The sequence below is a fragment of the Klebsiella sp. G-Nf4 genome, from assembly GCF_002810615.1.
Classification (GTDB): Bacteria; Pseudomonadota; Gammaproteobacteria; order Enterobacterales; family Enterobacteriaceae; genus Klebsiella; species Klebsiella variicola.
This window is the reverse complement of record NZ_PION01000005.1, coordinates 228,860-251,714: the sequence shown is the minus strand read 5'-3', so window position 1 is coordinate 251,714 and position 22,855 is coordinate 228,860. Positions and strand designations below refer to the sequence as shown.

Here is a 22,855-nt window from a genome sequence, read left to right as displayed (position 1 = left end):
GATGCAGCCCTTGCATAATGAGAATAGCGCCCATGACACTACCCAAATCACCGGGCCGAGTAAAGCTGTCACCAGAAAGAAAAAGCCCGGAAACCCGGGCTTTACAAAGGATTAATCGCGTTTTTCCAGCAGGGTGCGATACAGCACGCCGCCGAGGATCCCGCCGACGATCGGCATGACCCAGAACAGCCACAACTGCTGCAGCGCCCAGCCGCCCTGGAAAATCGCTACCGCGGTGCTGCGCGCCGGGTTGACCGAGGTGTTGGTGACCGGAATGCTGATCAAATGGATGAGGGTCAGCGCCAGGCCGATAGCGATCGGCGCAAAGCCCGCCGGTGCGTGTTTATCGGTCGCGCCATGGATTACCAGCAGGAAGCCGCAGGTCAGGACAATTTCAATGACGATAGCCGACAGCATGGAGAAACCGCCCGGGGAGTGTTCGCCATAGCCATTGGAGGCAAAGCCGCTGGCGGCGGCATCAAAGCCGGCTTTACCGCTGGCCACCACGTACAGCACCGCCGCGGCAATAATGCCGCCGACCACCTGAGCGATAATATAGCCAATGACCTCTTTCGCCGGGAAACGGCCGCCGGCCCACAGACCCAAGGTCACTGCCGGGTTGAAATGCCCCCCGGAAATATGGCCAACCGCAAACGCCATGGTTAATACTGTTAAGCCAAATGCCAACGCGACGCCGGCAAAACCAATGCCGAGCTCAGGGAATGCTGCGGCAAGCACGGCGCTACCGCAGCCACCAAATACAAGCCAGAAGGTGCCGAAGCATTCGGCTGCTAATTTTCTGAACATAACCACCTCAATTAAAATGTATACGCGCACGAGCGGACCGTGCCGGTCTTTATTTATCGTGATAAGGGATGACGATAAAAATAAAGCGGCGTTATTCTAGAGATAACCGCCATCCCAGAGCCAGTTAAATATATTGATGTTATTTGATTTAGGGCAAGGTGAGTGGATTCCTTTTGCCAGTTTAGCCTTTCCTTTATCCGTGGAAGATTATCAATAGTGTAGAACATAACGCCTGAAATAAAACTATTTTGTTTGATGAATAATCAACAGCCGTTAATAGGTGATAAGTGAGTAATTTTATGAATATATTTAATCTGCTGAATATGATGCGCCGATGCGATTAAGCAGAGTGTCATCTTGCCGCTGCCCTCGCTATACTGTTGATTACTGAAGGAGAGTGGTGGTTTAGCGGAGGGGATATGCTTCTTGAGCGCGTAGAAATCGTCGGTTTTCGCGGTATCAATCGTTTGTCGTTGATGCTGGAGCAAAATAACGTCCTGATCGGGGAGAACGCGTGGGGGAAGTCTAGTCTGCTTGATGCACTAACCCTGCTTTTGTCCCCTGAGTTCGATCTTTATCACTTTGTCCGTGATGACTTCTGGTTTCCCCCGGGTGACATCCAGGGGCGCGAGCACCATTTGCATATTATCCTGACCTTCCGCGAAAGCGAACCGGGCCGCCATCGGGTCCGGCGTTTTCGTCCGCTTCAGCGCTGCTGGGTACCTTGTGACGATGGTTATCATCGGGTGTTCTACCGCCTGGAAGGCGAGCTCGCCGATGACGACACTGTGATGACCCTGCGGAGCTTTATCGATGGTGAAGGCGAAGCGCTGGCGGTTGAGGATATTGATGATCTGGCCAGACACCTGGTGCGTCTGATGCCGGTGCTGCGCCTGCGCGACGCGCGCTTTATGCGGCGCATCCATAACGGAACGGTACCGCATTCGCCGCAGATAGAGATCACCGCCCGCCAGCTGGATTTTCTCTCCCGGGAACTGGTCAGTCATCCGCAAAATTTATCGGACGGTCAGATCCGCGAGGGGTTGTCGGCCATGGTGCAGCTGCTGGAGCATTACTTTGCCGAGCAAAGCAGCGCCCAGACGCGGCATCGTCTGATGCGGCGGCGCTCCCATGATGAGCAGCGCAGCTGGCGTTACCTGGATATTATCAACCGGATGATCGACAAACCCGGCGGGCGCAGCCATCGGGTGATCCTGCTGGGGCTGTTTTCCACCCTGCTGCAGGCGAAAGGGACGGTGCGCCTCGATCGCGATGCGCGGCCGCTGTTGCTGATTGAAGATCCGGAGACGCGTCTGCATCCGATTATGCTCTCCGTCGCCTGGCATCTGCTGAATTTACTGCCGCTGCAGCGCGTGACCACCACCAATTCCGGAGAGTTGCTGTCCCTGACCCCGGTGGAGCAGGTCTGCCGGCTGGTACGTGAATCGGCAAGAGTGTCGGCGTGGCGGCTGGGGCCCGGCGGAATGAATGCCGAAGATAGCCGGCGTATCGCCTTTCATATTCGCTTCAACCGCGCCTCATCGCTCTTCGCCCGCTGTTGGCTGCTGGTGGAGGGGGAGACGGAGACCTGGGTTATCAACGAACTGGCCCGGCAGTGTGGTCATCATTTTGATGCCGAGGGGGTGAAGGTGATCGAATTTGCCCAGTCTGGCCTTAAACCCCTGATCAAATTTGCCCGCCGGATGGGGATCCAGTGGCACGTACTGGTGGATGGCGATGAGGCAGGGAAAAAATATGCCGCCACCGTGCTCGGTCTGCTGAATAACGATCGCGAGCTGGAGCGCGACCATCTGACGAGCCTGCCAGCGATGGATATGGAACACTTTATGTATCGTCAGGGATTTGATGACGTTTATCACCGGGTGGCGCAGATCCCGGATAATGTCCCCATGAACATGCGGCGGGTGATCACCAAGGCCATCCATCGTTCATCCAAGCCCGACCTGGCGATTGAAGTGGCGATGGAGGCTGGCCGACGCGGGGTGGACGCGGTGCCGACGCTGCTGAAGAAAATGTTCTCGCGGGTACTGTGGCTGGCTCGTGGTCGCGCAGATTAACCTGCGGCGTAGGGCTGGCGTAAAGCTCTCCGGTAGCTAAACAAAACGTAAGCGACGTTAAAAATGGGTGTTCTGTTGCCGACGGGTTTGGATAGAATCACCGTCTGGAGCGGCAGGGAAACAGCAGGAATCGGATGATGAAAGTGAAGGGAAAACGCAGGACAATCTGGTGGTTGTTAGCGATCGTAGTGCTGGGTCTGGCCGTCTGGGGATGGCGGATCCTGAATGCGCCGCTGCCGCACTACCAGACGCTGGTGGTGCGCAAAGGTGACCTCCAGCAGAGCGTGCTGGCCACCGGTAAGCTGGATGCCCTGCGGAAAGTTGACGTCGGCGCCCAGGTCAGCGGGCAGTTGAAAACGCTGCACGTCAACATCGGCGATAAGGTCAAAAAGGACCAGTTGCTGGGGGTTATCGATCCGGAGCAGGCGCAAAACCAAATTAAAGAGGTTGAAGCGACGCTGATGGAACTGCGTGCCCAGCTCAATCAGGCGCGCGCGGAGAGCAAACTGGCGCAGGTGACTCTGGCCCGTCAGCAGCAGCTGGCGCAGCGCCAGCTGGTCTCGCGACAGGACCTTGATACCGCAGCCACCGACCTGGCGGTGAAACAAGCGCAAATCGGTACCATTGAAGCGCAAATCAAGCGTAACCAGGCGACGCTCGACACGGCGAAGACCAACCTCGACTACACGCGGATCCTGGCGCCGATGGCTGGCGAAGTGACGCAAATTACCACCCTGCAGGGACAGACGGTGATCGCCGCCCAGCAGGCGCCGAACATTCTGACGCTGGCGGATCTCAGCACCATGCTGGTCAAAGCGCAGGTCTCTGAAGCGGATGTCATCCACCTCAGACCGGGGCAAAAGGCGTGGTTTACTGTGCTGGGGGATCCGCTGACTCGCTATGAAGGCACGCTGAAAGACATTCTGCCGACGCCGGAAAAAGTCAATGACGCCATCTTCTACTATGCCCGCTTCGAGGTGCCGAATCCGCAGGGGATCCTGCGTCTCGACATGACCGCGCAGGTGCATATCCAACTGGCCGAGGTGAAAAACGTGATTACCATCCCGCTGAGCGCCCTGGGTGACGCGGTGGGTGATAACCGCTATCACGTCCGGCTGTTGCGCACCGGCGAGGTAAAAGAGCGTGAGGTTGCCATTGGCGCCCGCAACGATACCGACGTCGCGGTGGTGCAGGGGCTGGATGAGGGAGATGAAGTGATCGTCGGCGAGAGCGCGAGCGGGGCGGCAAAATGACGGCGCTGCTTGAGCTGCGTGATATTCGTCGCAGCTACCCTTCCGGCGACGGCAGCGTTGAGGTACTGAAGGGGATCACCCTCAGCATCAATGCGGGGGAGATGGTGGCGATCGTGGGTGCCTCCGGCTCGGGTAAATCGACGCTGATGAATATTCTCGGCTGTCTCGACAAACCGACCAGCGGCACCTACCGGGTGGCGGGAACCGATATCGCGCAGCTGAATGGCGATGCGCTGGCCCGGCTGCGGCGGGAACACTTTGGTTTTATCTTTCAACGCTACCACTTGCTGTCGCATCTTACCGCCGCGCAGAACGTTGAAGTGCCCGCGGTGTATGCCGGCAGTGAGCGGCGGGCACGCCTGGCGCGCGCCCATGATCTGCTGGTGCGTCTGGGGCTGGGCGATCGGGCTGACTATCAGCCGTCGCAACTGTCCGGCGGCCAGCAGCAGCGGGTGAGTATCGCCCGTGCGCTGATGAACGGTGGGGAAGTGATTCTGGCGGATGAACCGACCGGTGCGCTGGACAGCCATTCTGGCGAAGAGGTGATGGCGATCCTGCATCAGCTCAAAGCTCAGGGCCATACGGTCATCATTGTCACCCACGATCCGCAGGTCGCAGCCCAGGCGGAGCGGATCATCGAGATCCGCGATGGCGAGATCGTCCGCAATCCACCCGGCAGCCGCCAGGGCGGTGGGCTGCGCGCCCGTCAGCAGGCGGAACCCTCGGCGTGGCGTCAGTTTACCAGTGGCTTTCGCGAAGCGCTGGTGATGGCGTGGCGAGCGATGGCGGCGAATAAAATGCGCACCCTGCTGACCATGCTCGGCATTATTATCGGTATTGCGTCGGTGGTATCAATCGTGGTGGTCGGTGATGCCGCCAAGCAGATGGTGCTGGCGGATATTCGCGCCATCGGCACCAATACCATCGATGTCTATCCCGGAAAGGATTTTGGCGATGACGACCCGCGTTATCAGCAGGCGCTGAAATATGACGATTTGCTGGCGATCCAGAAACAGCCATGGGTGCGTTCCGCCACGCCGGCGGTATCGAAAAGCCTGCGCCTGCGCGCCAACAATATTGACGTTGCCGCCAGCGCGGAAGGGGTCGGGCCGCAGTACTTTAATGTTTACGGCATGACCTTCAGCGAAGGCAATACCTTTAATGAACTGCAGCTCAATAGTCGGGCGCAGGTGGTGGTGCTCGACAGCAATACCCGTCGCCAGCTGTTTCCCAATAAAGCGAAAGTGGTGGGCGAGGTGATTCTGGTGGGTAATATGCCGGCCACGGTGATCGGCGTCGCGGATGAAAAACAGTCAATGTTTGGCAGCAGTAAAATTCTCCGCGTCTGGTTGCCTTACACCACCATGGCAGGAAGAGTGATGGGCCAGTCGTGGCTGAACTCCATTACGGTACGCGTTCATGAAGGTTATGACAGTGAAACCGCAGAGAAACAGCTGCTGCGGCTGCTGGAGCTGCGGCATGGAAAAAAAGATGTATTCACCTGGAATATGGACAGCATCTTGAAAACCGCAGAAAGGACCACACATACCTTACAGCTGTTCCTGACATTGGTAGCGGTGATCGCCCTGGTGGTTGGCGGTATTGGCGTAATGAATATCATGCTGGTGTCGGTGACCGAACGGACGCGGGAAATCGGCATCCGCATGGCGGTTGGCGCGCGGGCCAGCGATGTACTGCAGCAGTTTCTCATCGAAGCGGTGCTGGTTTGCCTGGTCGGTGGTGCGCTGGGGGTCACGTTGTCGCTGATGATCGCGTTTATTCTGCAGCTGTTTCTGCCCGGCTGGGAGATCGGTTTTTCCCCGCTGGCGCTGGTGACGGCTTTTCTCTGTTCGACGTTGACCGGGGTGCTGTTTGGTTGGCTGCCTGCGCGCAACGCGGCACGGCTCGATCCGGTGGATGCGCTGGCACGCGAGTAGAAAGAATAGAAATAAAAATGCCAGTCAGAAGGACTGGCATTTTATTAGCAGGATGTACACAATGAAGCAAAAGAGTTATGCAGCCGTTTCCGCTTCCACAGGGACGATCACGCTGGCGTGGTTGCCTTTTGGCCCCTGGTGAACATCAAACCGAACGGCTTGTCCGGCTTTTAGCGTTCTGTAACCATCCATCTGGATGGTGGAGTAATGGGCGAAAATGTCTTCGCCGCCGCCCTCAGGGCAGATAAAACCGAACCCTTTGGCATTGTTGAACCACTTAACAGTACCCATTTCCATACTTCGACATCCTTCGTAAATCTTTATAAGTAAGATGGAATGAACCGGTGGTGGAGTGACGAGTTGTTCAATTGCTCGCCAACTCTCGCCACTACAATTTAGAGAAATACGAAAACGCGTCAAGCGATTGAGGAGGGGGAAAGGCGAAAAATGCGTCAAAATTTGAAGCAGTTAACGCTATTGCCGGGGAATGTGACAGCCGTCGCGGATAGAAGCGATAGATGATAGTTATCTATGATCTGTTGTAGATTTGTGATGAGCATAACCTCTGGTCATCGACAGGCCTCCGCCTGTTGGCAACAGCAACCGATGATGAACACTGACGATGAGTAAGAGAGATTGGCTGGACTTCGAGCACCTGGTTGACGACGAAGTTCGTGATGCGATTAAACCGCCATCTATGTATAAAGTGATATTGGTCAATGATGACTACACTCCAATGGAGTTTGTTATTGACGTGTTACAAAAATTCTTTTCTTATGATGTTGAACGTGCAACGCAACTGATGCTCACGGTTCACTATGAAGGTAAGGCGATTTGTGGCGTGTTTACCGCGGAAGTTGCGGAGACCAAAGTCGCTATGGTGAATCAGTACGCGAGGGAGAACGAGCATCCATTGCTGTGTACGCTGGAAAAAGCCTGAATACAGGCATGAAAATTGGGGGAGGTGCCTATGCTCAATCAAGAACTGGAACTCAGTTTAAATATGGCTTTCGCCAGAGCGCGCGAGCACCGTCATGAGTTTATGACCGTCGAGCACTTGCTGCTGGCTCTGCTAAGCAACCCCTCGGCCCGTGAGGCCCTGGAAGCGTGTTCAGTGGACCTGGTGGCATTGCGTCAGGAACTTGAAGCCTTCATCGAACAAACCACACCCGTCCTGCCAGCCACGGAAGAAGAGCGCGACACCCAGCCGACGCTGAGCTTCCAGCGTGTGCTGCAGCGCGCCGTCTTCCACGTGCAATCTTCTGGCCGCAGCGAAGTGACCGGCGCCAACGTGCTGGTGGCCATTTTCAGCGAGCAGGAGTCGCAGGCCGCTTACCTGCTGCGTAAACATGAAGTCAGCCGACTCGATGTGGTGAACTTCATTTCTCATGGTACACGCAAAGACGAGCCGAGCCAGTCTTCCGATAACAGCGGAAGCCAGCCTGGCAATGAAGAGCAAGCCGGCGGGGAGGAACGTATGGAAAACTTCACCACCAACCTCAATCAGCTTGCTCGCGTCGGCGGCATTGATCCCTTGATCGGCCGTGAAAAAGAGCTGGAGCGCGCGATTCAGGTTCTGTGCCGTCGCCGTAAAAATAACCCACTGCTGGTGGGGGAATCCGGCGTCGGTAAAACCGCGATCGCCGAAGGCCTTGCCTGGCGCATTGTGCAGGGCGATGTGCCGGAAGTGATGGCCGACTGCACCATCTACTCGCTCGACATTGGCTCTTTGCTGGCAGGGACCAAATATCGTGGCGATTTTGAAAAACGCTTCAAAGCGTTGCTCAAACAGCTGGAGCAGGATACCAACAGCATCCTGTTTATTGATGAAATCCACACCATTATCGGTGCGGGGGCGGCTTCTGGCGGCCAGGTCGATGCGGCTAACCTGATCAAACCGCTGCTTTCCAGCGGCAAGATCCGGGTGATCGGCTCCACCACCTACCAGGAGTTCAGCAACATCTTTGAGAAAGATCGTGCGCTGGCCCGTCGTTTCCAGAAAATTGATATCACCGAGCCGTCGGTGGAAGAGACGGTGCAGATTATTAATGGCCTGAAGCCGAAGTACGAAGCGCACCATGACGTGCGTTATACCGCCAAAGCGGTGCGTGCGGCGGTTGAGCTGGCGGTAAAATACATTAACGATCGTCATCTGCCGGATAAGGCGATTGACGTCATTGACGAAGCGGGCGCGCGGGCGCGCTTAATGCCGGTCAGCAAGCGTAAGAAAACGGTCAATGTGGCGGATATCGAGTCAGTGGTGGCGCGTATTGCGCGGATCCCTGAGAAGAGTGTCTCCCAGAGCGATCGCGATACGCTGAAAAACCTTGGCGACCGTCTGAAAATGCTGGTCTTTGGTCAGGATAAAGCCATTGAGGCGCTGACCGAAGCCATCAAAATGGCGCGCGCCGGGCTGGGCCATGAGCACAAGCCGGTTGGGTCATTCCTGTTCGCCGGGCCTACCGGGGTCGGGAAAACCGAAGTGACCGTGCAGCTGGCGAAGGCGCTGGGTATTGAGCTGCTGCGTTTTGACATGTCCGAATATATGGAACGTCATACCGTCAGCCGCTTAATCGGGGCGCCTCCGGGTTACGTTGGCTTCGATCAGGGTGGGCTGCTGACCGATGCGGTGATTAAACATCCGCACGCGGTGCTGCTGCTTGATGAGATCGAAAAAGCGCATCCGGATGTGTTCAACCTGCTGCTGCAGGTGATGGATAACGGTACGCTGACTGATAACAACGGGCGTAAAGCGGACTTCCGCAACGTGGTGCTGGTGATGACCACGAACGCCGGGGTGCGGGAAACTGAGCGTAAATCGATTGGCCTTATTCAGCAGGACAACAGTCCGGATGCAATGGATGAGATCAAGAAGATCTTTACGCCGGAGTTTCGCAACCGCCTCGACAACATTATCTGGTTCGATCATCTCTCTACCACGGTGATCCATCAGGTTGTCGACAAGTTTATCGTTGAGCTGCAGGTCCAGCTGGACCAGAAAGGCGTCTCCCTGGAAGTCAGTCAGGAAGCGCGCGACTGGCTGGCGGAGAAAGGCTACGACCGGGCGATGGGCGCACGTCCAATGGGACGCGTCATTCAGGACAACCTGAAAAAGCCGCTGGCGAACGAGCTGCTGTTCGGCTCGCTGGTCGATGGTGGCCAGGTGACGGTGTCTCTGGACAGCGCGAAGAATGCGTTGATCTACGATTTCCAGAGCGCGCAAAAGCACAAACCGGAAGCCGCCCACTAACGCGATGTCTTCAACGTAAAAACCGGCCCTGGGCCGGTTTTTTTTTGCCGGTGGCAGAAATGAAAAGACCGGGAATTATCCCGGCCTTCAGCATCTGACGCCTTAGGGGCGAAAACAATCAGCGACTACGGAAGACAATGCGGCCTTTGCTCAGGTCGTACGGGGTCAGCTCAACAGTCACTTTGTCGCCCGTCAGAATGCGGATGTAGTTTTTACGCATTTTACCGGAAATATGCGCAGTTACCACGTGACCGTTTTCCAGTTCTACGCGGAACATAGTGTTAGGCAACGTTTCAAGTACGGTGCCCTGCATTTCAATATTGTCTTCTTTGGCCATCTAGTCCTCTGGGGTATCACTACCGTAGTTTTGAACCGGCAAGATAATGCCGAAGTTCATCATGTAAGTAAAGTTTTACGTATCTACCCTGAATAATTCACCTTGCCGGAAAGCGCACAGTCAGCACACCGGCAACAGATATATGACGGGTATGAATCGCCGAAGTAGTTTTGGCGCATTGCCCGGAACACACACGGCTATGCCGCGTGACAGGCGCAAACGTAAAGGGGAGTGACAGAACGATGGGCGTTATCTGACTCTTATTATTCCCAAACGGCGGCGGGGCAACAGGCAGAAGCTACTCTACCGCGCAATTATACCATCCTGACGCAAAATGTGCTGAAAACATTTTTATTGCGCGCCTGGAAATAGCACCCGCGGCACCCAAAATCGCTCGGGCAGGCGGTAGCCGCGTAATACTGACAGGTAGTCAAGATAATCGCGGCGGGGAATATCCATCGCGCCTAATGAGGCGGTATGATTGTTCAGTACCTGGCAGTCGATTAATTTACCACCACTCTGCGCAAAAGCCTGACAGAATACCAGCAGCGCGGTTTTGGAGGCATTTTCTGCCCGGCTGAACATCGATTCACCGCAAAACAGCGCCCCTTGCGCCACGCCGTACATTCCCCCTACCAGAGTATTCCCCTGCCAGACTTCAATGGAGTGGGCATGACCCAGCTCATGTAGCTGGTGATAGGCGCGAACGATACTGCTGGTTATCCAGGTCCCTTCGTCACGTTCGCTGGCGCAGCCTTCAATGACCTCGCCAAAGGCATGATTCAGCGTGACGCGATAAGGCGAACGCTGATGAAAACGCTTCATACTGCGGCTGAGATGAAACTGTTCCGGCCAGAGCACCGCCCGGGGATCGGGCGACCACCAGAGGATCGGGTCGCCAGGAGAAAACCAGGGGAAAATACCGCGCTGATAGGCCATCAGCAGACGCGCCGGGCTTAGATCGCCGCCAAGCGCCAGCAGGCCGTTAGGTTCACGCAGGGCGCCTTCCGGGGAAGGGAAGGCGATAGAATGCCGGGAGAGCTGAACCAGACGCATTTTAACCTCAATACGCATCAGCAAAAATTAGATAATAGCCTACAGACGCTGTTTAAACTGGAAGTACCGGCCCTGTTTAGCGAGCAAATCCGCGTGACTACCTTGCTCAATTATCTGGCCGTTGTCCATGACTATTATCTGATTAAAACGCGCCAGGCCCCGCAGGCGGTGCGTCACCATCAGCACGGTTTTCTCGCGCATTACTTCCGCCAGAAGATGCAGGATCTGGCTTTCGGTGGCCGCATCCAGACCTTCTGTCGGCTCATCGAGCAGCATCAGCGGCGCATCGTGGAGCAGTGCGCGGGCAATCGCCAGCCGGCGCAGTTCGCCGCCGGATAGCTGGCGTCCGCCTTCTCCCAGCCAGCTGTTCAGTCCGCCATCTTCCAGCAGCTTTTCCAGCCCCACTTTCTCGAGGGTTGTGCACAGCGCGGCATCGTCAGCGTCTGGCGCCGCCAGCAGCAGGTTGTCGCGCAGCGTAGCGCTGAACAGGTGCACGCGCTGCGGCACCACGCTCATCGCCAGACGCAGGCTGGCTTCGCTGAGCTGGGACAGCGGCTGGCCGTTGAGCAAAATCTCTCCCTGTGCCGGGTCCCAGGCGCGGGTGAGCAACTGCAACAGCGTTGACTTTCCACAGCCGGTTCGCCCAAGGATGGCGATATGCTCACCGGCGGTAATCTGCAGGGAGATATTCTCCAGGGCGGGGGAGGGCTGTTGCGGATAGCGGAAGGTAACCTGCCTGAAGGTTAAGGCCACCTGCGCAGGCACGCTGGCTTCACTCTCGACGAAGGTGACCTCCGGCTGCTGGTCGGTGATCTGTGAAATCCGCCGTGCGGAGGCGATTACCTGGCCTAAATGCTGGAAAGCGCCGGTCACCGGCGCCAGGGCTTCGAAGGCCGCCAGCGCGCAGAAAACAAACAGCGCGATCAATGCCCCAGGCTGGCTATTACCACCGATGCCAGCGGACGCCAGCCAGAGCATGGCCACCACGGCGATGCCGCCGATTAACAGCATTACCGCCTGCGAAAGCGCGGTCAGCTCGGCCTGACGGCGCTGCGCGTCCTGCCAGCTGAGCTCGGTCTTTTCCATTTGCGCGCGGTAGCGGTCGCTGGCGTTAAACACCATCAGCTCTGCCTGGCCCTGCAGCCAGGCAGTGAGCTGTTGGCGATACTGACCGCGCAGCTGCGTCATACTCTCGCCGGCCGGTTTACCCGCGCGATAGAACAGCGGCGGCATAACCAGCAGAGTGACCAGCATGATACCGCCGAGCGTCAGCGCGAGAGTGACGTCGAGCAGGCTTAATCCGCAGGTGACCACCACAATCACCACCAGCGCGCCGACCAGCGGTGAAATCACCCGCAGGTAGAGATGATCCAGGGTATCGACATCGGCCACCACACGGTTGAGCAGTTCACCCTGGCGAAAGCGCGCCAGCCCCGCCGGAGAGAGGGGCAGCAGTTTGCTGAAGGTGAAGACGCGCAGGTGCTGCAGCACGCGGAAGGTCGCGTCATGGCTAACCAGACGCTCAAAGTAGCGCCCGGCGGTACGGATAATCGCTGCGCCGCGGACGCCCGCGGCAGGCAGCATATAGTTAAAACTGTAGATCCCGGCGACACCCACCACCGCTGAGGCGGAGAGGAACCAGCCGGAGAGCGTCAGCAGGCCGATGCTGGCCAGCAGGGTCACGATGGCCAGCACGACGCCGAGCAGCAGCATCCATTTATGGCGTTTATAGAGCGCCAGATAGGGTAAAAGTGCGCGCATTTAAATCTCCTCCCGACGATGGGCCAGCAGCGCCGAGAAGGCCCCACTGGCGCGGGCCAGCGTGGCGTAGTCGCCTTGCTCGATAATCTGTCCGTCCTGCATGACCCAGACGGCATCCCAGTCAGCAAGTCCCTCGAGCTGGTGGGTAACCAGCAGCGTGGTTTGCTCGGTGGAGGCATGGGTCAGGGCCTGCATCACCCGTTGTTCGCTATGGGCGTCGAGGCTGGCGGCGGGTTCATCCAGCAACAGCAGGCGGCAGGGCACCAACAGTGCGCGAGCAACAGCGATACGCTGCGCCTGACCTACCGACAGACTACCCGCCTGATCGCCCACGGCGGTATGGATCCCGTCCGGCAACAGGGCGATAAACTCACTGACCCAGGCTTTATCCAGCGCCAGCCGAAGCTGGGCATCGCTGGCTTCCGGCCACGCCAGCAGCACATTCTCCCGTAGCGTAGCGGCAGGTAGCTGGGGATTCTGTCCCACCCAGCTTAACAGGCGGCGCCAGCGTTCGGCGTCCAGTTCGCGCAGCTCTGCGCCGTTGACCTTCAGCGAGCCCTCGTAGGGCAAAAAGCCGAGCAGTGTGTTCAGCAGCGAACTTTTCCCGGAGCCGCTCTGACCCACCAGCACAACGCGTGCGCCAGCAGGCAGTGAAAAGTTAAGCGGTCCGGCCAGGACTTTACCTTCCGGAGACTTGATCACCAGGTCGCGCGCTTCCACGCCAATCAGATCGTTATCATTTAAGGTTTTTTCGCCGCGCTCCAGCTGGGTCAATGGGGTTTCCATAAACGTTTTCAGGCTGTCTGCGGCGCCCACGGCCTGAGCTTTGGCATGGTAGAAGGTGCCCAGGTCACGTAATGGCTGGAAAAATTCCGGCGCGAGGATCAGCGTCAGGAAGCCTGCCATCAGCGTGACGCCCGCGCCATAGTGGCCGAAGTTCAGCTCGCCAAGGTAAGAGAAGCCAAAATAGACCGCCACCAGCGCAATGGAGAGGGAGGTGAAAAACTCCAGCACCCCGGAGGAGAGGAAGGCCAGACGCAGGACTTCCATGGTGCGTTGGCGAAAATCCTGCGAGGCGTCGCGAATATTATCGATTTCTGCCTGACCGCGGTGAAAAATACGCAGGGTTTCCATGCCGCGCAGGCGGTCGAGGAAATGGCCGCTGAGGCGGGCCAGCGCCTGGAAGTTACGCCGGTTGGCATCGGCGGCGCCCATCCCAACCAGCGCCATAAAAAGCGGGATCAGCGGGGCGGTGCCGAGGAGGATCAACGCGGCGGCCCAGTTAATCGGGAAAATAGTGATAACGATCAGCAGCGGTACGCAGGCCGCCAGCGTCATCTGGGGCAGGTAGCGCGCATAATAATCGTGCATATCATCGATCTGCTCAAGGATAAGCGTTGCCCAACTGCCGGCCGGTTTGCCCTGGATCCAGGCCGGGCCCGCTTGCTGGAGGCGGTCGAGAACCTGACGGCGAATTTCATAGCGGATATGCTGCCCGGCCTGAAAACCGACCCGCTCACGCAGCCAGACTACCCAGGCGCGCAGCACAAAGACCAGTACCAGCAGCGTCAGCGGCAGCAGCAGGGCGGTTGCCGGAATATTTTCCATCACCATCCGGTGCAGGATCCGCGCCAGGAACCAGGCCTGCGCCACGATCAGCAGACCACTTACCACGCCAAGCAGGCGGGAAATCATCAACCAGCGACGGGAGATAATACTTTGCTGTTTTAACCAGCGGGTTAACTCTTGTTGACGGGTTTTATTCATTGCGCGCTTTGCAGGTATCGTTATGGGAATATTGGGCACGGCAATGTTACATCGCGGCAAAAATAAAGGCGACTTTTCGTCGCCTTCTTTACCTTTGTTACTGACTTGTAAAGATTATTTGCAAGCGTCGGCCAAACCGTCCAGGTAACGCTCGGCGTCCAGCGCCGCCATGCAGCCGGTGCCAGCGGAGGTGATCGCCTGACGATAGATATGGTCCATGACATCGCCAGCGGCAAATACGCCCGGGATACTGGTTTGCGTGGCGTTGCCGTGGATCCCGGACTGCACTTTGATATAGCCGTTTTCCAGTTCCAGCTGACCTTCAAAGATGGCGGTGTTCGGGCTGTGGCCGATGGCGACGAACAGGCCTGCCACTTCCAGGGACTCAACGTTGTCGCTGTTTTTGGTATCACGCAGGCGCAGGCCGCTGACGCCCATCTGGTCGCCGGTCACCTCTTCGAGGGTGCGGTCGGTATGCAGCACGATGTTGCCGCTCGCCACTTTATCCATCAGACGCTTGATGAGGATTTTTTCCGCGCGGAAGGCGTCGCGACGGTGGATCAGATGCACCTCAGAGGCGATATTGGACAGATACAGGGCCTCTTCAACCGCCGTGTTACCGCCGCCGATCACCGCCACTTTCTGGTTACGATAGAAGAATCCGTCACAGGTCGCACAGGCTGAAACGCCACGGCCTTTAAACGCCTCTTCCGATGGCAGACCGAGGTAGCGCGCCGATGCGCCGGTGGCAATGATCAGCGCATCACAGGTGTACTCACCGCTATCGCCTGTCAGACGGAACGGACGGTTTTGCAGATCGACGCGGCTGATATGGTCGAAAATAATTTCCGTTTCAAATTTCGCGGCATGTTCGTGCATGCGCTCCATCAACAGCGGGCCGGTGAGATCGTTAGGATCGCCAGGCCAGTTTTCCACTTCCGTCGTGATGGTCAGCTGACCGCCTTTTTCCATCCCGGTGATCAGCACCGGCTGCAGATTGGCGCGTGCGGCATAGACCGCCGCGGTGTATCCCGCAGGTCCAGAACCAAGGATAAGCAGTTTACTGTGTTTGGCTGTGCCCATGAGATCCCCATATTAATTGGCATACATTGGGCAGAGATTGTAGGGAATTTGTTGTCGTAAAAAAAGAGCACAGCGATTTTGTTAACGATGTGTGCAATAGAAGACGCCGATGAATTGGCGATTTTACCGGCAAAGAATATAACTATTTCTACTGTCAGCGGGACAATTATAAGACGAAAAAATGAGAATCAACCAGGGGGGATGATGAATATCTGGCATCTTGTACTAAAAATCGATGTTTTGCTTTGACAATCCCCTGTGCTTTTGCGAAAACATTCATGGAAGAAGAAAAGCAGTATTTAGCGTGCGGCGAATTTTCATGCACGCAAATGCCATTTTTATCCGGGTTAACGAAATCTACGCATGGTGTGGACAGACGCCATGCGTGATGTCGGTGACTGCCGTCAGGCAACGGGCTTCTCACGTACCCCTGGGTTACCCATTGTCGTACGGGTAATAACAGGATGGGCTCTGGCAGTGAAGGCACAGAGCCGGAACAGGAGTAGGGAAGGAATACAGAGAGACAATAATAATGGTAGATAGCAAGAAGCGCCCTGGCAAAGATCTCGACCGCATTGATCGTAACATCCTGAATGAATTGCAAAAAGATGGGCGAATTTCTAACGTCGAGCTTTCTAAACGGGTGGGACTTTCTCCGACGCCTTGCCTTGAGCGCGTGCGTCGTCTTGAAAGACAGGGTTTTATTCAGGGCTATACGGCGCTGCTCAACCCGCATTATCTGGATGCATCACTTCTGGTATTTGTTGAGATTACTCTGAATCGTGGCGCGCCGGATGTGTTTGAGCAATTTAACGCCGCAGTGCAAAAACTTGAAGAAATTCAAGAGTGTCATCTGGTTTCCGGTGATTTCGACTATCTGTTGAAAACCCGCGTACCGGATATGTCAGCGTATCGTAAATTACTGGGCGAGACCTTGCTGCGCCTGCCGGGCGTAAACGACACCCGTACCTACGTGGTGATGGAAGAAGTCAAGCAAAGTAATCGTCTGGTTATTAAGACGCGCTAACACGGAACAGGTGCAAAATCGACGTAGTTTGATTACACTCCTGTTAATCCATACAGCAACAGTGCCGGGGAGACCCGGCGCTGTTGTCCGTTTTAGCAGCAGGCAGGAAACAGCCTGATACCTGGAGAGCCTTTCTTGAGCCAGGAATACACCGAAGACAAAGAAGTCAAACTAACCAAACTCAGCAGCGGGCGCCGACTCCTTGAGGCGATGCTCATCCTTTGCTCCCTCTTCGCCATCTGGCTGATGGCAGCACTACTGAGCTTTAATCCCTCGGATCCAAGCTGGTCGCAGACGGCATGGCATGAGCCTATTCATAATTTAGGCGGCGCCCCCGGTGCGTGGCTTGCCGATACCCTCTTTTTCATTTTTGGCGTCATGGCCTACACCATCCCGGTGATCATCATCGGTGGATGCTGGTTTGCCTGGCGGCATCAGGAAAACGACGAATACATTGATTATTTCGCCGTTTCCCTGCGCCTCATTGGCGCGTTAGCCCTGATCCTGACCTCCTGTGGTCTGGCAGCTATTAACGCCGATGATATCTGGTACTTCGCCTCGGGCGGAGTGATCGGCAGCCTGCTGAGTACCACGCTGCAACCGCTGCTGCACAGCAGCGGCGGCACTATTGCCCTGTTGTGCATCTGGGCGGCCGGTCTGACGTTGTTCACTGGCTGGTCGTGGGTCAGCATTGCGGAAAAATTGGGCGGTGGCATCCTGTCGGTGCTGACCTTTGCCAGCAACCGTACCCGTCGGGATGATACTTGGGTCGATGAAGGCGAATACGAAGACGACGATGAAGAGTACGACGATGAAGACGAAGCGGCAAACCCGCAGGAGTCGCGTCGTGCCCGTATCTTACGCAGCGCGCTGGCGCGGCGTAAGCGTCTGGCCGAGAAGTTTACCAACCCCATGGGACGTAAAACAGACGCGGCGCTTTTCTCCGGCAAACGGATGGATGACGGGGAAGAGGCGGTGCAATACAGCGCCAGCGGAGCGCCTGTCGCCGCTGACGATGTCCTGTTTTCCGGCGCCAGCGCCGCGCGTCCCGCAGAGGATGATGTGTTGTTCTCCGGTGCCAGCGCCGCGCGCCCTGGAGATTTCGACCCTTACGATCCGTTGCTGAATGGTCATAGTATCGCTGAGCCCGTGGGCGCAGCGGCGGCGGCCACTGCCGCGCCACAGGCGTGGGCTGAATCCGCGGCTGGCCATCAGGGCGTTGCGCCTGCTTATCAGCCGGAAGCTGGTTACCCGCCGCAGGCGTACCAGCCAGAACCGGTACCGTATCAGCAGCCGGCTTACGATCCACACGCCGGTCAGCCGACGCCACAGGCGTACCAGCCTGAGCCGGCGCCGTATCAGCAGCCTGCTTATGCTCCTCATGCCGGTCAGCCGGCGCCGCAGGCGTATCAGCCAGAGCCCGCGCCGCATCAGCAGCCGGCTTACGATCCGCATGCCGGGCATCCTGCGCCGCAGGCGTATCAGCCAGAGCCGGCGCCGTATCAGCAGCCGGCATACGATCCGTATGGCGGGCAACCTGCTCCACAGGCGTATCAGCCAGAGCCGGCGCCATATCAGCAGCCGGCATACGATCCGTATGGCGGGCAACCTGCTCCGCAGGCGTATCAGCCTGAGCCGGCGCCGTATCAACAGCCTGCTTATGCTCCTCATGCCGGTCAGCCAGCGCCGCAGGCGTATCAGCCTGAGCCGGCACCGTATCAGCAGCCGACTTACGATCCGCATGGCGGTCAACCTGCACCGCAGGCGTATCAGCCTGAGCCAGCAGCGTATCAGCCGCAAAGCGCGCCAGTTCCGTCACCGGAGCCAGAACCAGAGGTTGCGCCGGAAGAGGTGAAACGTCCACCGCTCTATTACTTCGAAGAAGTCGAAGAGAAGCGGGCACGTGAACGTGAGCTGCTGGCCTCCTGGTATCAGCCTATTCCGGAGCCGGAAAGCCCGATCGCCACTAAACCGCTGACGCCGCCAGCCGCCCCGTCCAAACCGCCAGTGGAGACAACGGTGGTCTCTGCGGTCGCGGCAGGGGTGCATCAGGCAACGGCCGCCAGCGGCGGCGCGGCGGCAGCAACGTCGGCGACTGCCGCATCCGCTGCGGCTGCGCCATTGTTCAGCCCGGCGTCCGGCGGACCGCGGGTTCAGGTGAAAGAAGGCATCGGTCCGAAATTACCACGACCAAATCGCGTTCGTGTGCCGACGCGTCGGGAGCTGGCCTCATACGGCATCAAGCTACCGTCGCAACGGGAGGCTGAACAGCGTGCGCGGCAGGCGGAACGCGATCCTCATTATGACGATGAGCTGCTCTCTGATGAAGAAGCCGACGTTCTGGAGCAGGATGAACTGGCCCGCCAGTTCGCCGCCACCCAGCAGCAGCGCTATGGTCATCGCTGGGAAGACGATAACGCGACTGATGACGATGACGCCGACACTGCGGCGGAAGCGGAGCTGGCGCGTCAGTTTGCTGCCACCCAGCAGCAGCGCTACGCCGCTGAGCAGCCGCCGGGGGCGAACCCGTTCTCGCCGGCGGATTATGAATTTTCACCAATGAAGACGCTGGTCAATGACGGACCGAGCGAGCCGCTGTTTACGCCGACACCGGAAGTCCAGCCGCAGCAACCGGCCCCGCACTATCAACAACCGGCAGCCGCTCCGCAGCAGGGTTATCAAGCTGCGCAGCATCAGCCTGTACACCATCAGCCAGTGCCGCCGCAGCCGCAGTCTTACCAGACTGCGCCGCAGCCAGTGCAGCAGCAACAACCGGTTGCCCCGCAGGGGTATCAGCCTGCTGCGCCTGCGCCGCAGGAGAGCTTGATCCACCCGCTGCTGATGCGTAATGGCGATAGCCGTCCGCTGCAAAGACCGACCACGCCGCTGCCGTCGCTGGATCTGTTAACGCCACCGCCCAGTGAAGTCGAACCGGTGGACACCTTTGCTTTAGAGCAGATGGCGCGGCTGGTAGAAGCACGTCTGGCCGATTTCCGTATCAAAGCGGATGTCGTCAACTACTCACCAGGCCCGGTGATCACCCGCTTTGAGCTCAATCTGGCGCCAGGTGTTAAAGCGGCGCGGATCTCGAATCTGTCACGGGACCTGGCGCGTTCGCTGTCAACGGTTGCTGTGCGCGTGGTGGAAGTGATCCCGGGCAAACCGTATGTCGGCCTGGAATTACCGAACAAAAAGCGTCAGACCGTCTATCTGCGTGAAGTGCTCGACAATACCAAGTTCCGCGATAATCCGTCGCCGCTGACCGTGGTGCTGGGTAAAGACATCGCTGGCGACCCGGTGGTGGCCGACCTGGCGAAAATGCCGCACCTGCTGGTTGCCGGTACTACCGGTTCCGGTAAGTCAGTCGGTGTGAACGCCATGATCCTCAGCATGCTCTACAAAGCGCAGCCGGAAGATGTGCGTTTCATTATGATCGACCCGAAAATGCTCGAGCTGTCGGTCTACGAAGGTATTCCACATCTGCTGACGGAAGTGGTCACTGACATGAAAGACGCCGCCAATGCGCTGCGCTGGAGCGTCAACGAGATGGAGCGCCGCTACAAGCTGATGTCAGCGCTGGGCGTGCGTAACCTGGCGGGCTATAACGAGAAGATCGCTGAAGCTGCACGCATGGGGCGGCCGATCCCGGATCCGTACTGGAAGCCGGGCGACAGCATGGATGCTGTGCATCCGGTGCTGGAAAAACTGCCGTACATTGTGGTGCTGGTGGACGAATTCGCCGACCTGATGATGACTGTCGGCAAGAAGGTGGAAGAGCTGATTGCCCGTCTGGCGCAAAAAGCGCGTGCGGCGGGGATCCATCTGGTGCTGGCGACGCAGCGTCCGTCAGTGGATGTCATTACCGGCCTGATTAAGGCCAACATCCCGACGCGCATCGCCTTTACCGTATCGAGTAAAATCGACTCGCGTACCATTCTCGATCAGGGCGGCGCGGAATCGCTGCTGGGTATGGGGGATATGCTCTACTCCGGGCCGAACTCTACCACGCCGGTGCGTGTCCACGGGGCGTTTGTGCGCGACCAGGAAGTCCACGCCGTGGTTCAGGACTGGAAAGCCCGCGGTCGTCCGCAGTACGTCGATGGCATTACCTCCGACAGCGAAAGTGAAGGTGGCGGTGGTGGCTTAGACGGCGGTGAAGAGCTGGATCCGCTGTTCGATCAGGCGGTCAACTTTGTGACTGAGAAGCGCAAAGCATCGATTTCCGGCGTACAGCGTCAATTCCGCATTGGGTATAACCGTGCAGCGCGCATTATTGAACAGATGGAAGCGCAGGGGATCGTCAGCGAGCAGGGCCATAACGGTAACCGCGAAGTGCTGGCACCGCCGCCCTTTGAATGAGTGCAAAGTTGGGTAAATAAGCGCAAAATCAGCCAATTCTTCTGTTCCGCCGCCTTCAGCGGTCCTACATTAGGGACAGAAGAGGCTCCCGCGTCGGGAGTGACGCACATTAAGGAATAACAATGAAAAAACTCGCAATCACCTGTGCATTACTGTCTGGTATGGTCGTCAGCCAGGTCTGGGCAGATGCGGCCAGTGACTTAAAAAGCCGTCTTGATAAAGTGAGCAGTTTCCATGCCAGCTTCACGCAGAAAGTCACTGACGGCAGCGGTAACGCCGTCCAGGACGGTCAGGGCGACCTGTGGGTAAAACGTCCGAACCTGTTTAACTGGCATATGACCCAGCCGGACGAGAGCGTCCTCGTCTCTGACGGTAAAACACTGTGGTTTTACAACCCGTTTGTTGAGCAGGCCACGGCGACCTGGCTGAAAGATGCTACCAGCAACACGCCGTTTATGCTGATTGCCCGCAACCAGTCCAGCGACTGGCAGCAGTACAATATCAAACAAAACGGTGATGATTTTGTGCTGACGCCGAAAAGTGGCAGCGGTAACCTGAAGCAGTTCACGATCAACGTCGGTCGGGATGGCACCATCCACCAGTTCAGCGCCGTCGAGCAGGATGATCAGCGCAGCAGTTATCAGCTGAAGTCGCAGCAGAATGGCGCAATCGACGCATCTAAGTTCACCTTTACGCCGCCGAAAGGGGTGACGGTGGACGATCAACGTAAGTAGAGGCGAAAGTGAGCAATCTGTCGCTCGATTTTTCCGACAACGCGTTTCAACCTCTGGCCGCTCGTATGCGGCCAGAAAATTTAGCGCAGTATATTGGCCAGCAGCACCTGCTGGCGCCGGGTAAACCCCTGCCGCGGGCGATTGAAGCCGGGCACCTGCATTCAATGATCCTCTGGGGGCCGCCGGGCACCGGCAAGACCACCCTCGCGGAAGTGATTGCCCGCTACGCCAGCGCCGATGTCGAACGGATCTCGGCGGTGACCTCAGGGGTCAAAGAGATCCGCGAAGCCATTGAGCGCGCGCGGCAAAACCGCAACGCTGGCCGACGGACCATCCTGTTTGTTGACGAAGTGCATCGTTTCAACAAAAGCCAGCAGGATGCCTTTCTGCCCCATATTGAAGACGGCACCATCACTTTTATTGGCGCGACCACCGAAAACCCCTCCTTTGAGCTTAACTCAGCGCTGCTCTCCCGTGCGCGCGTCTACTTACTGAAATCGCTGACCGCCGACGATATCGAGCGGGTGCTTGACCAGGCGATGAACGATAAGTCCCGCGGCTACGGTGGGCAGGATATTATTCTGCCGGATGAGACCCGCAAGGCCATCGGCGAACTGGTGAACGGCGACGCGCGTCGGGCGCTGAATACCCTGGAAATGATGGCCGATATGGCCGAGAGCGATGACTCGGGCAAGCGGGTGCTGAAGGCGGAACTGCTGACCGAGATCGCCGGCGAGCGCAGCGCGCGCTTTGATAACAAAGGCGACCGGTTCTACGATTTGATTTCCGCCCTGCATAAGTCGGTGCGCGGTAGCGCGCCGGATGCGGCACTTTACTGGTACGCGCGGATCATCACTGCCGGTGGCGACCCGCTGTACGTTGCCCGCCGCTGCCTGGCGATTGCCTCGGAAGATGTCGGCAACGCCGACCCACGGGCGATGCAGGTTGCTATTTCGGCGTGGGACTGCTTTACCCGCGTCGGGCCAGCAGAGGGTGAACGAGCAATTGCCCAGGCCATTGTCTATCTGGCCTGTGCGCCGAAGAGCAACGCCGTCTACACCGCCTTTAAAGCGGCGCTGGCCGACGCCCGCGATCGTCCTGACTATGACGTTCCGGTGCATCTGCGCAATGCGCCGACCAAACTCATGAAAGAAATGGGTTACGGGCAGGAGTATCGTTACGCTCATGACGAACCCAACGCCTACGCCGCTGGCGAGCAGTACTTCCCGCAGGAAATGGCGCAAACGCGCTATTATCACCCGACAAACCGGGGGCTTGAGGGCAAAATTGGCGAAAAGCTCGCCTGGCTCGCTGAACAGGATCAAAATAGCCCGATAAAACGCTACCGCTAATTGAGGCGTTGCGGTAAGGTTATTACACTATTTCCGTGGTCGTAGTCTGCGGCC

16 protein-coding genes are annotated in these 22,855 nt (G+C 57.7%); 9 read left to right on the top strand and 7 right to left on the bottom strand.

Annotated features, from left to right (window positions below):
* Window positions 1-111: 111 nt before the first annotated feature.
* Window positions 112-807 (bottom strand): aquaporin Z, encoded by a 696-nt coding sequence (aqpZ, locus tag CWM57_RS12935; RefSeq protein WP_002896434.1) that lies wholly within the window; start codon window positions 805-807, stop codon window positions 112-114.
* A 419-nt stretch (window positions 808-1,226) separates the two neighbouring features.
* Between aqpZ and CWM57_RS12930 the strand changes: the two genes are divergently transcribed.
* The 3 genes from CWM57_RS12930 to macB all read left to right on the top strand — a co-directional run bounded on the left by CWM57_RS12930 (window position 1,227) and on the right by macB (window position 6,075).
* Window positions 1,227-2,885, top strand: coding sequence for an ATP-dependent endonuclease (locus CWM57_RS12930; protein ID WP_074386431.1), 1,659 nt, complete (start codon window positions 1,227-1,229; stop codon window positions 2,883-2,885).
* A gap of 137 nt (window positions 2,886-3,022) precedes the next feature.
* A complete protein-coding gene (gene macA, locus CWM57_RS12925) occupies window positions 3,023-4,138 on the top strand; it encodes a macrolide transporter subunit MacA (protein ID WP_061155198.1) in 1,116 nt (371 codons plus the stop codon).
* Entirely contained in the window at window positions 4,135-6,075 is a 1,941-nt protein-coding gene (gene macB / locus CWM57_RS12920; protein ID WP_061155197.1) for a macrolide ABC transporter ATP-binding protein/permease MacB, read from the top strand. Before macA ends, macB begins: the two co-directional genes overlap by 4 nt.
* Window positions 6,076-6,150: 75 nt before the next feature.
* On the opposite strand, the gene cspD is transcribed toward macB, so the two are convergent.
* Entirely contained in the window at window positions 6,151-6,372 is a 222-nt protein-coding gene (cspD, locus tag CWM57_RS12915; protein WP_002896516.1) for a cold shock-like protein CspD, read from the bottom strand.
* 325 nt (window positions 6,373-6,697) lie between these two features.
* On the opposite strand from cspD, the gene clpS reads away from it, so the two are divergent.
* On the top strand, window positions 6,698-7,015 hold the full coding sequence (gene clpS / locus CWM57_RS12910) for an ATP-dependent Clp protease adapter ClpS (RefSeq protein ID WP_002896520.1): 318 nt from the start codon (window positions 6,698-6,700) through the stop codon (window positions 7,013-7,015).
* A 30-nt stretch (window positions 7,016-7,045) separates the two neighbouring features.
* Window positions 7,046-9,325 (top strand): ATP-dependent Clp protease ATP-binding subunit ClpA, encoded by a 2,280-nt coding sequence (gene clpA, locus CWM57_RS12905; protein WP_061155196.1) that lies wholly within the window; start codon window positions 7,046-7,048, stop codon window positions 9,323-9,325.
* Window positions 9,326-9,443: 118 nt separating this feature from the next.
* Here clpA and infA read toward each other — a convergent pair whose 3' ends face one another.
* From infA to trxB, 5 genes are all read right to left on the bottom strand, one after another.
* The gene (infA, locus tag CWM57_RS12900; protein ID WP_001040187.1) at window positions 9,444-9,662 is read right to left on the bottom strand and encodes a translation initiation factor IF-1; all 219 of its coding nucleotides are present in this window, start codon (window positions 9,660-9,662) and stop codon (window positions 9,444-9,446) included.
* A gap of 351 nt (window positions 9,663-10,013) precedes the next feature.
* A complete protein-coding gene (aat, locus tag CWM57_RS12895; RefSeq protein ID WP_074386429.1) occupies window positions 10,014-10,718 on the bottom strand; it encodes a leucyl/phenylalanyl-tRNA--protein transferase in 705 nt (234 codons plus the stop codon).
* Between the two features lie 39 nt (window positions 10,719-10,757).
* Window positions 10,758-12,479, bottom strand: a complete 1,722-nt coding sequence (gene cydC, locus CWM57_RS12890; protein ID WP_100631468.1) for a heme ABC transporter ATP-binding protein/permease CydC — start codon at window positions 12,477-12,479, stop codon at window positions 10,758-10,760.
* Window positions 12,480-14,246 carry a heme ABC transporter permease/ATP-binding protein CydD gene (gene cydD, locus CWM57_RS12885; protein ID WP_100631469.1) on the bottom strand — a complete coding sequence of 589 codons (1,767 nt, stop codon included), beginning with the start codon at window positions 14,244-14,246 and terminating at the stop codon, window positions 12,480-12,482. It lies immediately after the preceding gene.
* Window positions 14,247-14,360: 114 nt separating this feature from the next.
* Entirely contained in the window at window positions 14,361-15,329 is a 969-nt protein-coding gene (gene trxB / locus CWM57_RS12880; RefSeq protein WP_100676010.1) for a thioredoxin-disulfide reductase, read from the bottom strand.
* Between the two features lie 532 nt (window positions 15,330-15,861).
* Between trxB and lrp the strand changes: the two genes are divergently transcribed.
* From lrp to rarA, 4 genes are all read left to right on the top strand, one after another.
* Entirely contained in the window at window positions 15,862-16,356 is a 495-nt protein-coding gene (gene lrp, locus CWM57_RS12875; protein ID WP_000228469.1) for a leucine-responsive transcriptional regulator Lrp, read from the top strand.
* Window positions 16,357-16,491: 135 nt separating this feature from the next.
* Window positions 16,492-20,715 carry a DNA translocase FtsK gene (gene ftsK, locus CWM57_RS12870; RefSeq protein ID WP_100676009.1) on the top strand — a complete coding sequence of 1,408 codons (4,224 nt, stop codon included), beginning with the start codon at window positions 16,492-16,494 and terminating at the stop codon, window positions 20,713-20,715.
* 122 nt (window positions 20,716-20,837) lie between these two features.
* On the top strand, window positions 20,838-21,449 hold the full coding sequence (gene lolA / locus CWM57_RS12865) for an outer membrane lipoprotein chaperone LolA (RefSeq protein ID WP_061155191.1): 612 nt from the start codon (window positions 20,838-20,840) through the stop codon (window positions 21,447-21,449).
* Between the two features lie 8 nt (window positions 21,450-21,457).
* The gene (gene rarA, locus CWM57_RS12860) at window positions 21,458-22,801 is read left to right on the top strand and encodes a replication-associated recombination protein RarA (protein ID WP_061155190.1); all 1,344 of its coding nucleotides are present in this window, start codon (window positions 21,458-21,460) and stop codon (window positions 22,799-22,801) included.
* Window positions 22,802-22,855: the final 54 nt, after the last annotated feature.

What these genes read in the sequence shown, in the direction of transcription:
- aqpZ (WP_002896434.1), bottom strand. Translation starts at nt 807, where the DNA reads ATGTTCAGAAAATTAGCAGCCGAATGCTTCGGCACCTTCTGGCTTGTA.
- CWM57_RS12930 (WP_074386431.1), top strand. Translation starts at nt 1,227, where the DNA reads ATGCTTCTTGAGCGCGTAGAAATCGTCGGTTTTCGCGGTATCAATCGT.
- macA (WP_061155198.1), top strand. Translation starts at nt 3,023, where the DNA reads ATGAAAGTGAAGGGAAAACGCAGGACAATCTGGTGGTTGTTAGCGATC.
- macB (WP_061155197.1), top strand. Translation starts at nt 4,135, where the DNA reads ATGACGGCGCTGCTTGAGCTGCGTGATATTCGTCGCAGCTACCCTTCC.
- cspD (WP_002896516.1), bottom strand. Translation starts at nt 6,372, where the DNA reads ATGGAAATGGGTACTGTTAAGTGGTTCAACAATGCCAAAGGGTTCGGT.
- clpS (WP_002896520.1), top strand. Translation starts at nt 6,698, where the DNA reads ATGAGTAAGAGAGATTGGCTGGACTTCGAGCACCTGGTTGACGACGAA.
- clpA (WP_061155196.1), top strand. Translation starts at nt 7,046, where the DNA reads ATGCTCAATCAAGAACTGGAACTCAGTTTAAATATGGCTTTCGCCAGA.
- infA (WP_001040187.1), bottom strand. Translation starts at nt 9,662, where the DNA reads ATGGCCAAAGAAGACAATATTGAAATGCAGGGCACCGTACTTGAAACG.
- aat (WP_074386429.1), bottom strand. Translation starts at nt 10,718, where the DNA reads ATGCGTCTGGTTCAGCTCTCCCGGCATTCTATCGCCTTCCCTTCCCCG.
- cydC (WP_100631468.1), bottom strand. Translation starts at nt 12,479, where the DNA reads ATGCGCGCACTTTTACCCTATCTGGCGCTCTATAAACGCCATAAATGG.
- cydD (WP_100631469.1), bottom strand. Translation starts at nt 14,246, where the DNA reads ATGAATAAAACCCGTCAACAAGAGTTAACCCGCTGGTTAAAACAGCAA.
- trxB (WP_100676010.1), bottom strand. Translation starts at nt 15,329, where the DNA reads ATGGGCACAGCCAAACACAGTAAACTGCTTATCCTTGGTTCTGGACCT.
- lrp (WP_000228469.1), top strand. Translation starts at nt 15,862, where the DNA reads ATGGTAGATAGCAAGAAGCGCCCTGGCAAAGATCTCGACCGCATTGAT.
- lolA (WP_061155191.1), top strand. Translation starts at nt 20,838, where the DNA reads ATGAAAAAACTCGCAATCACCTGTGCATTACTGTCTGGTATGGTCGTC.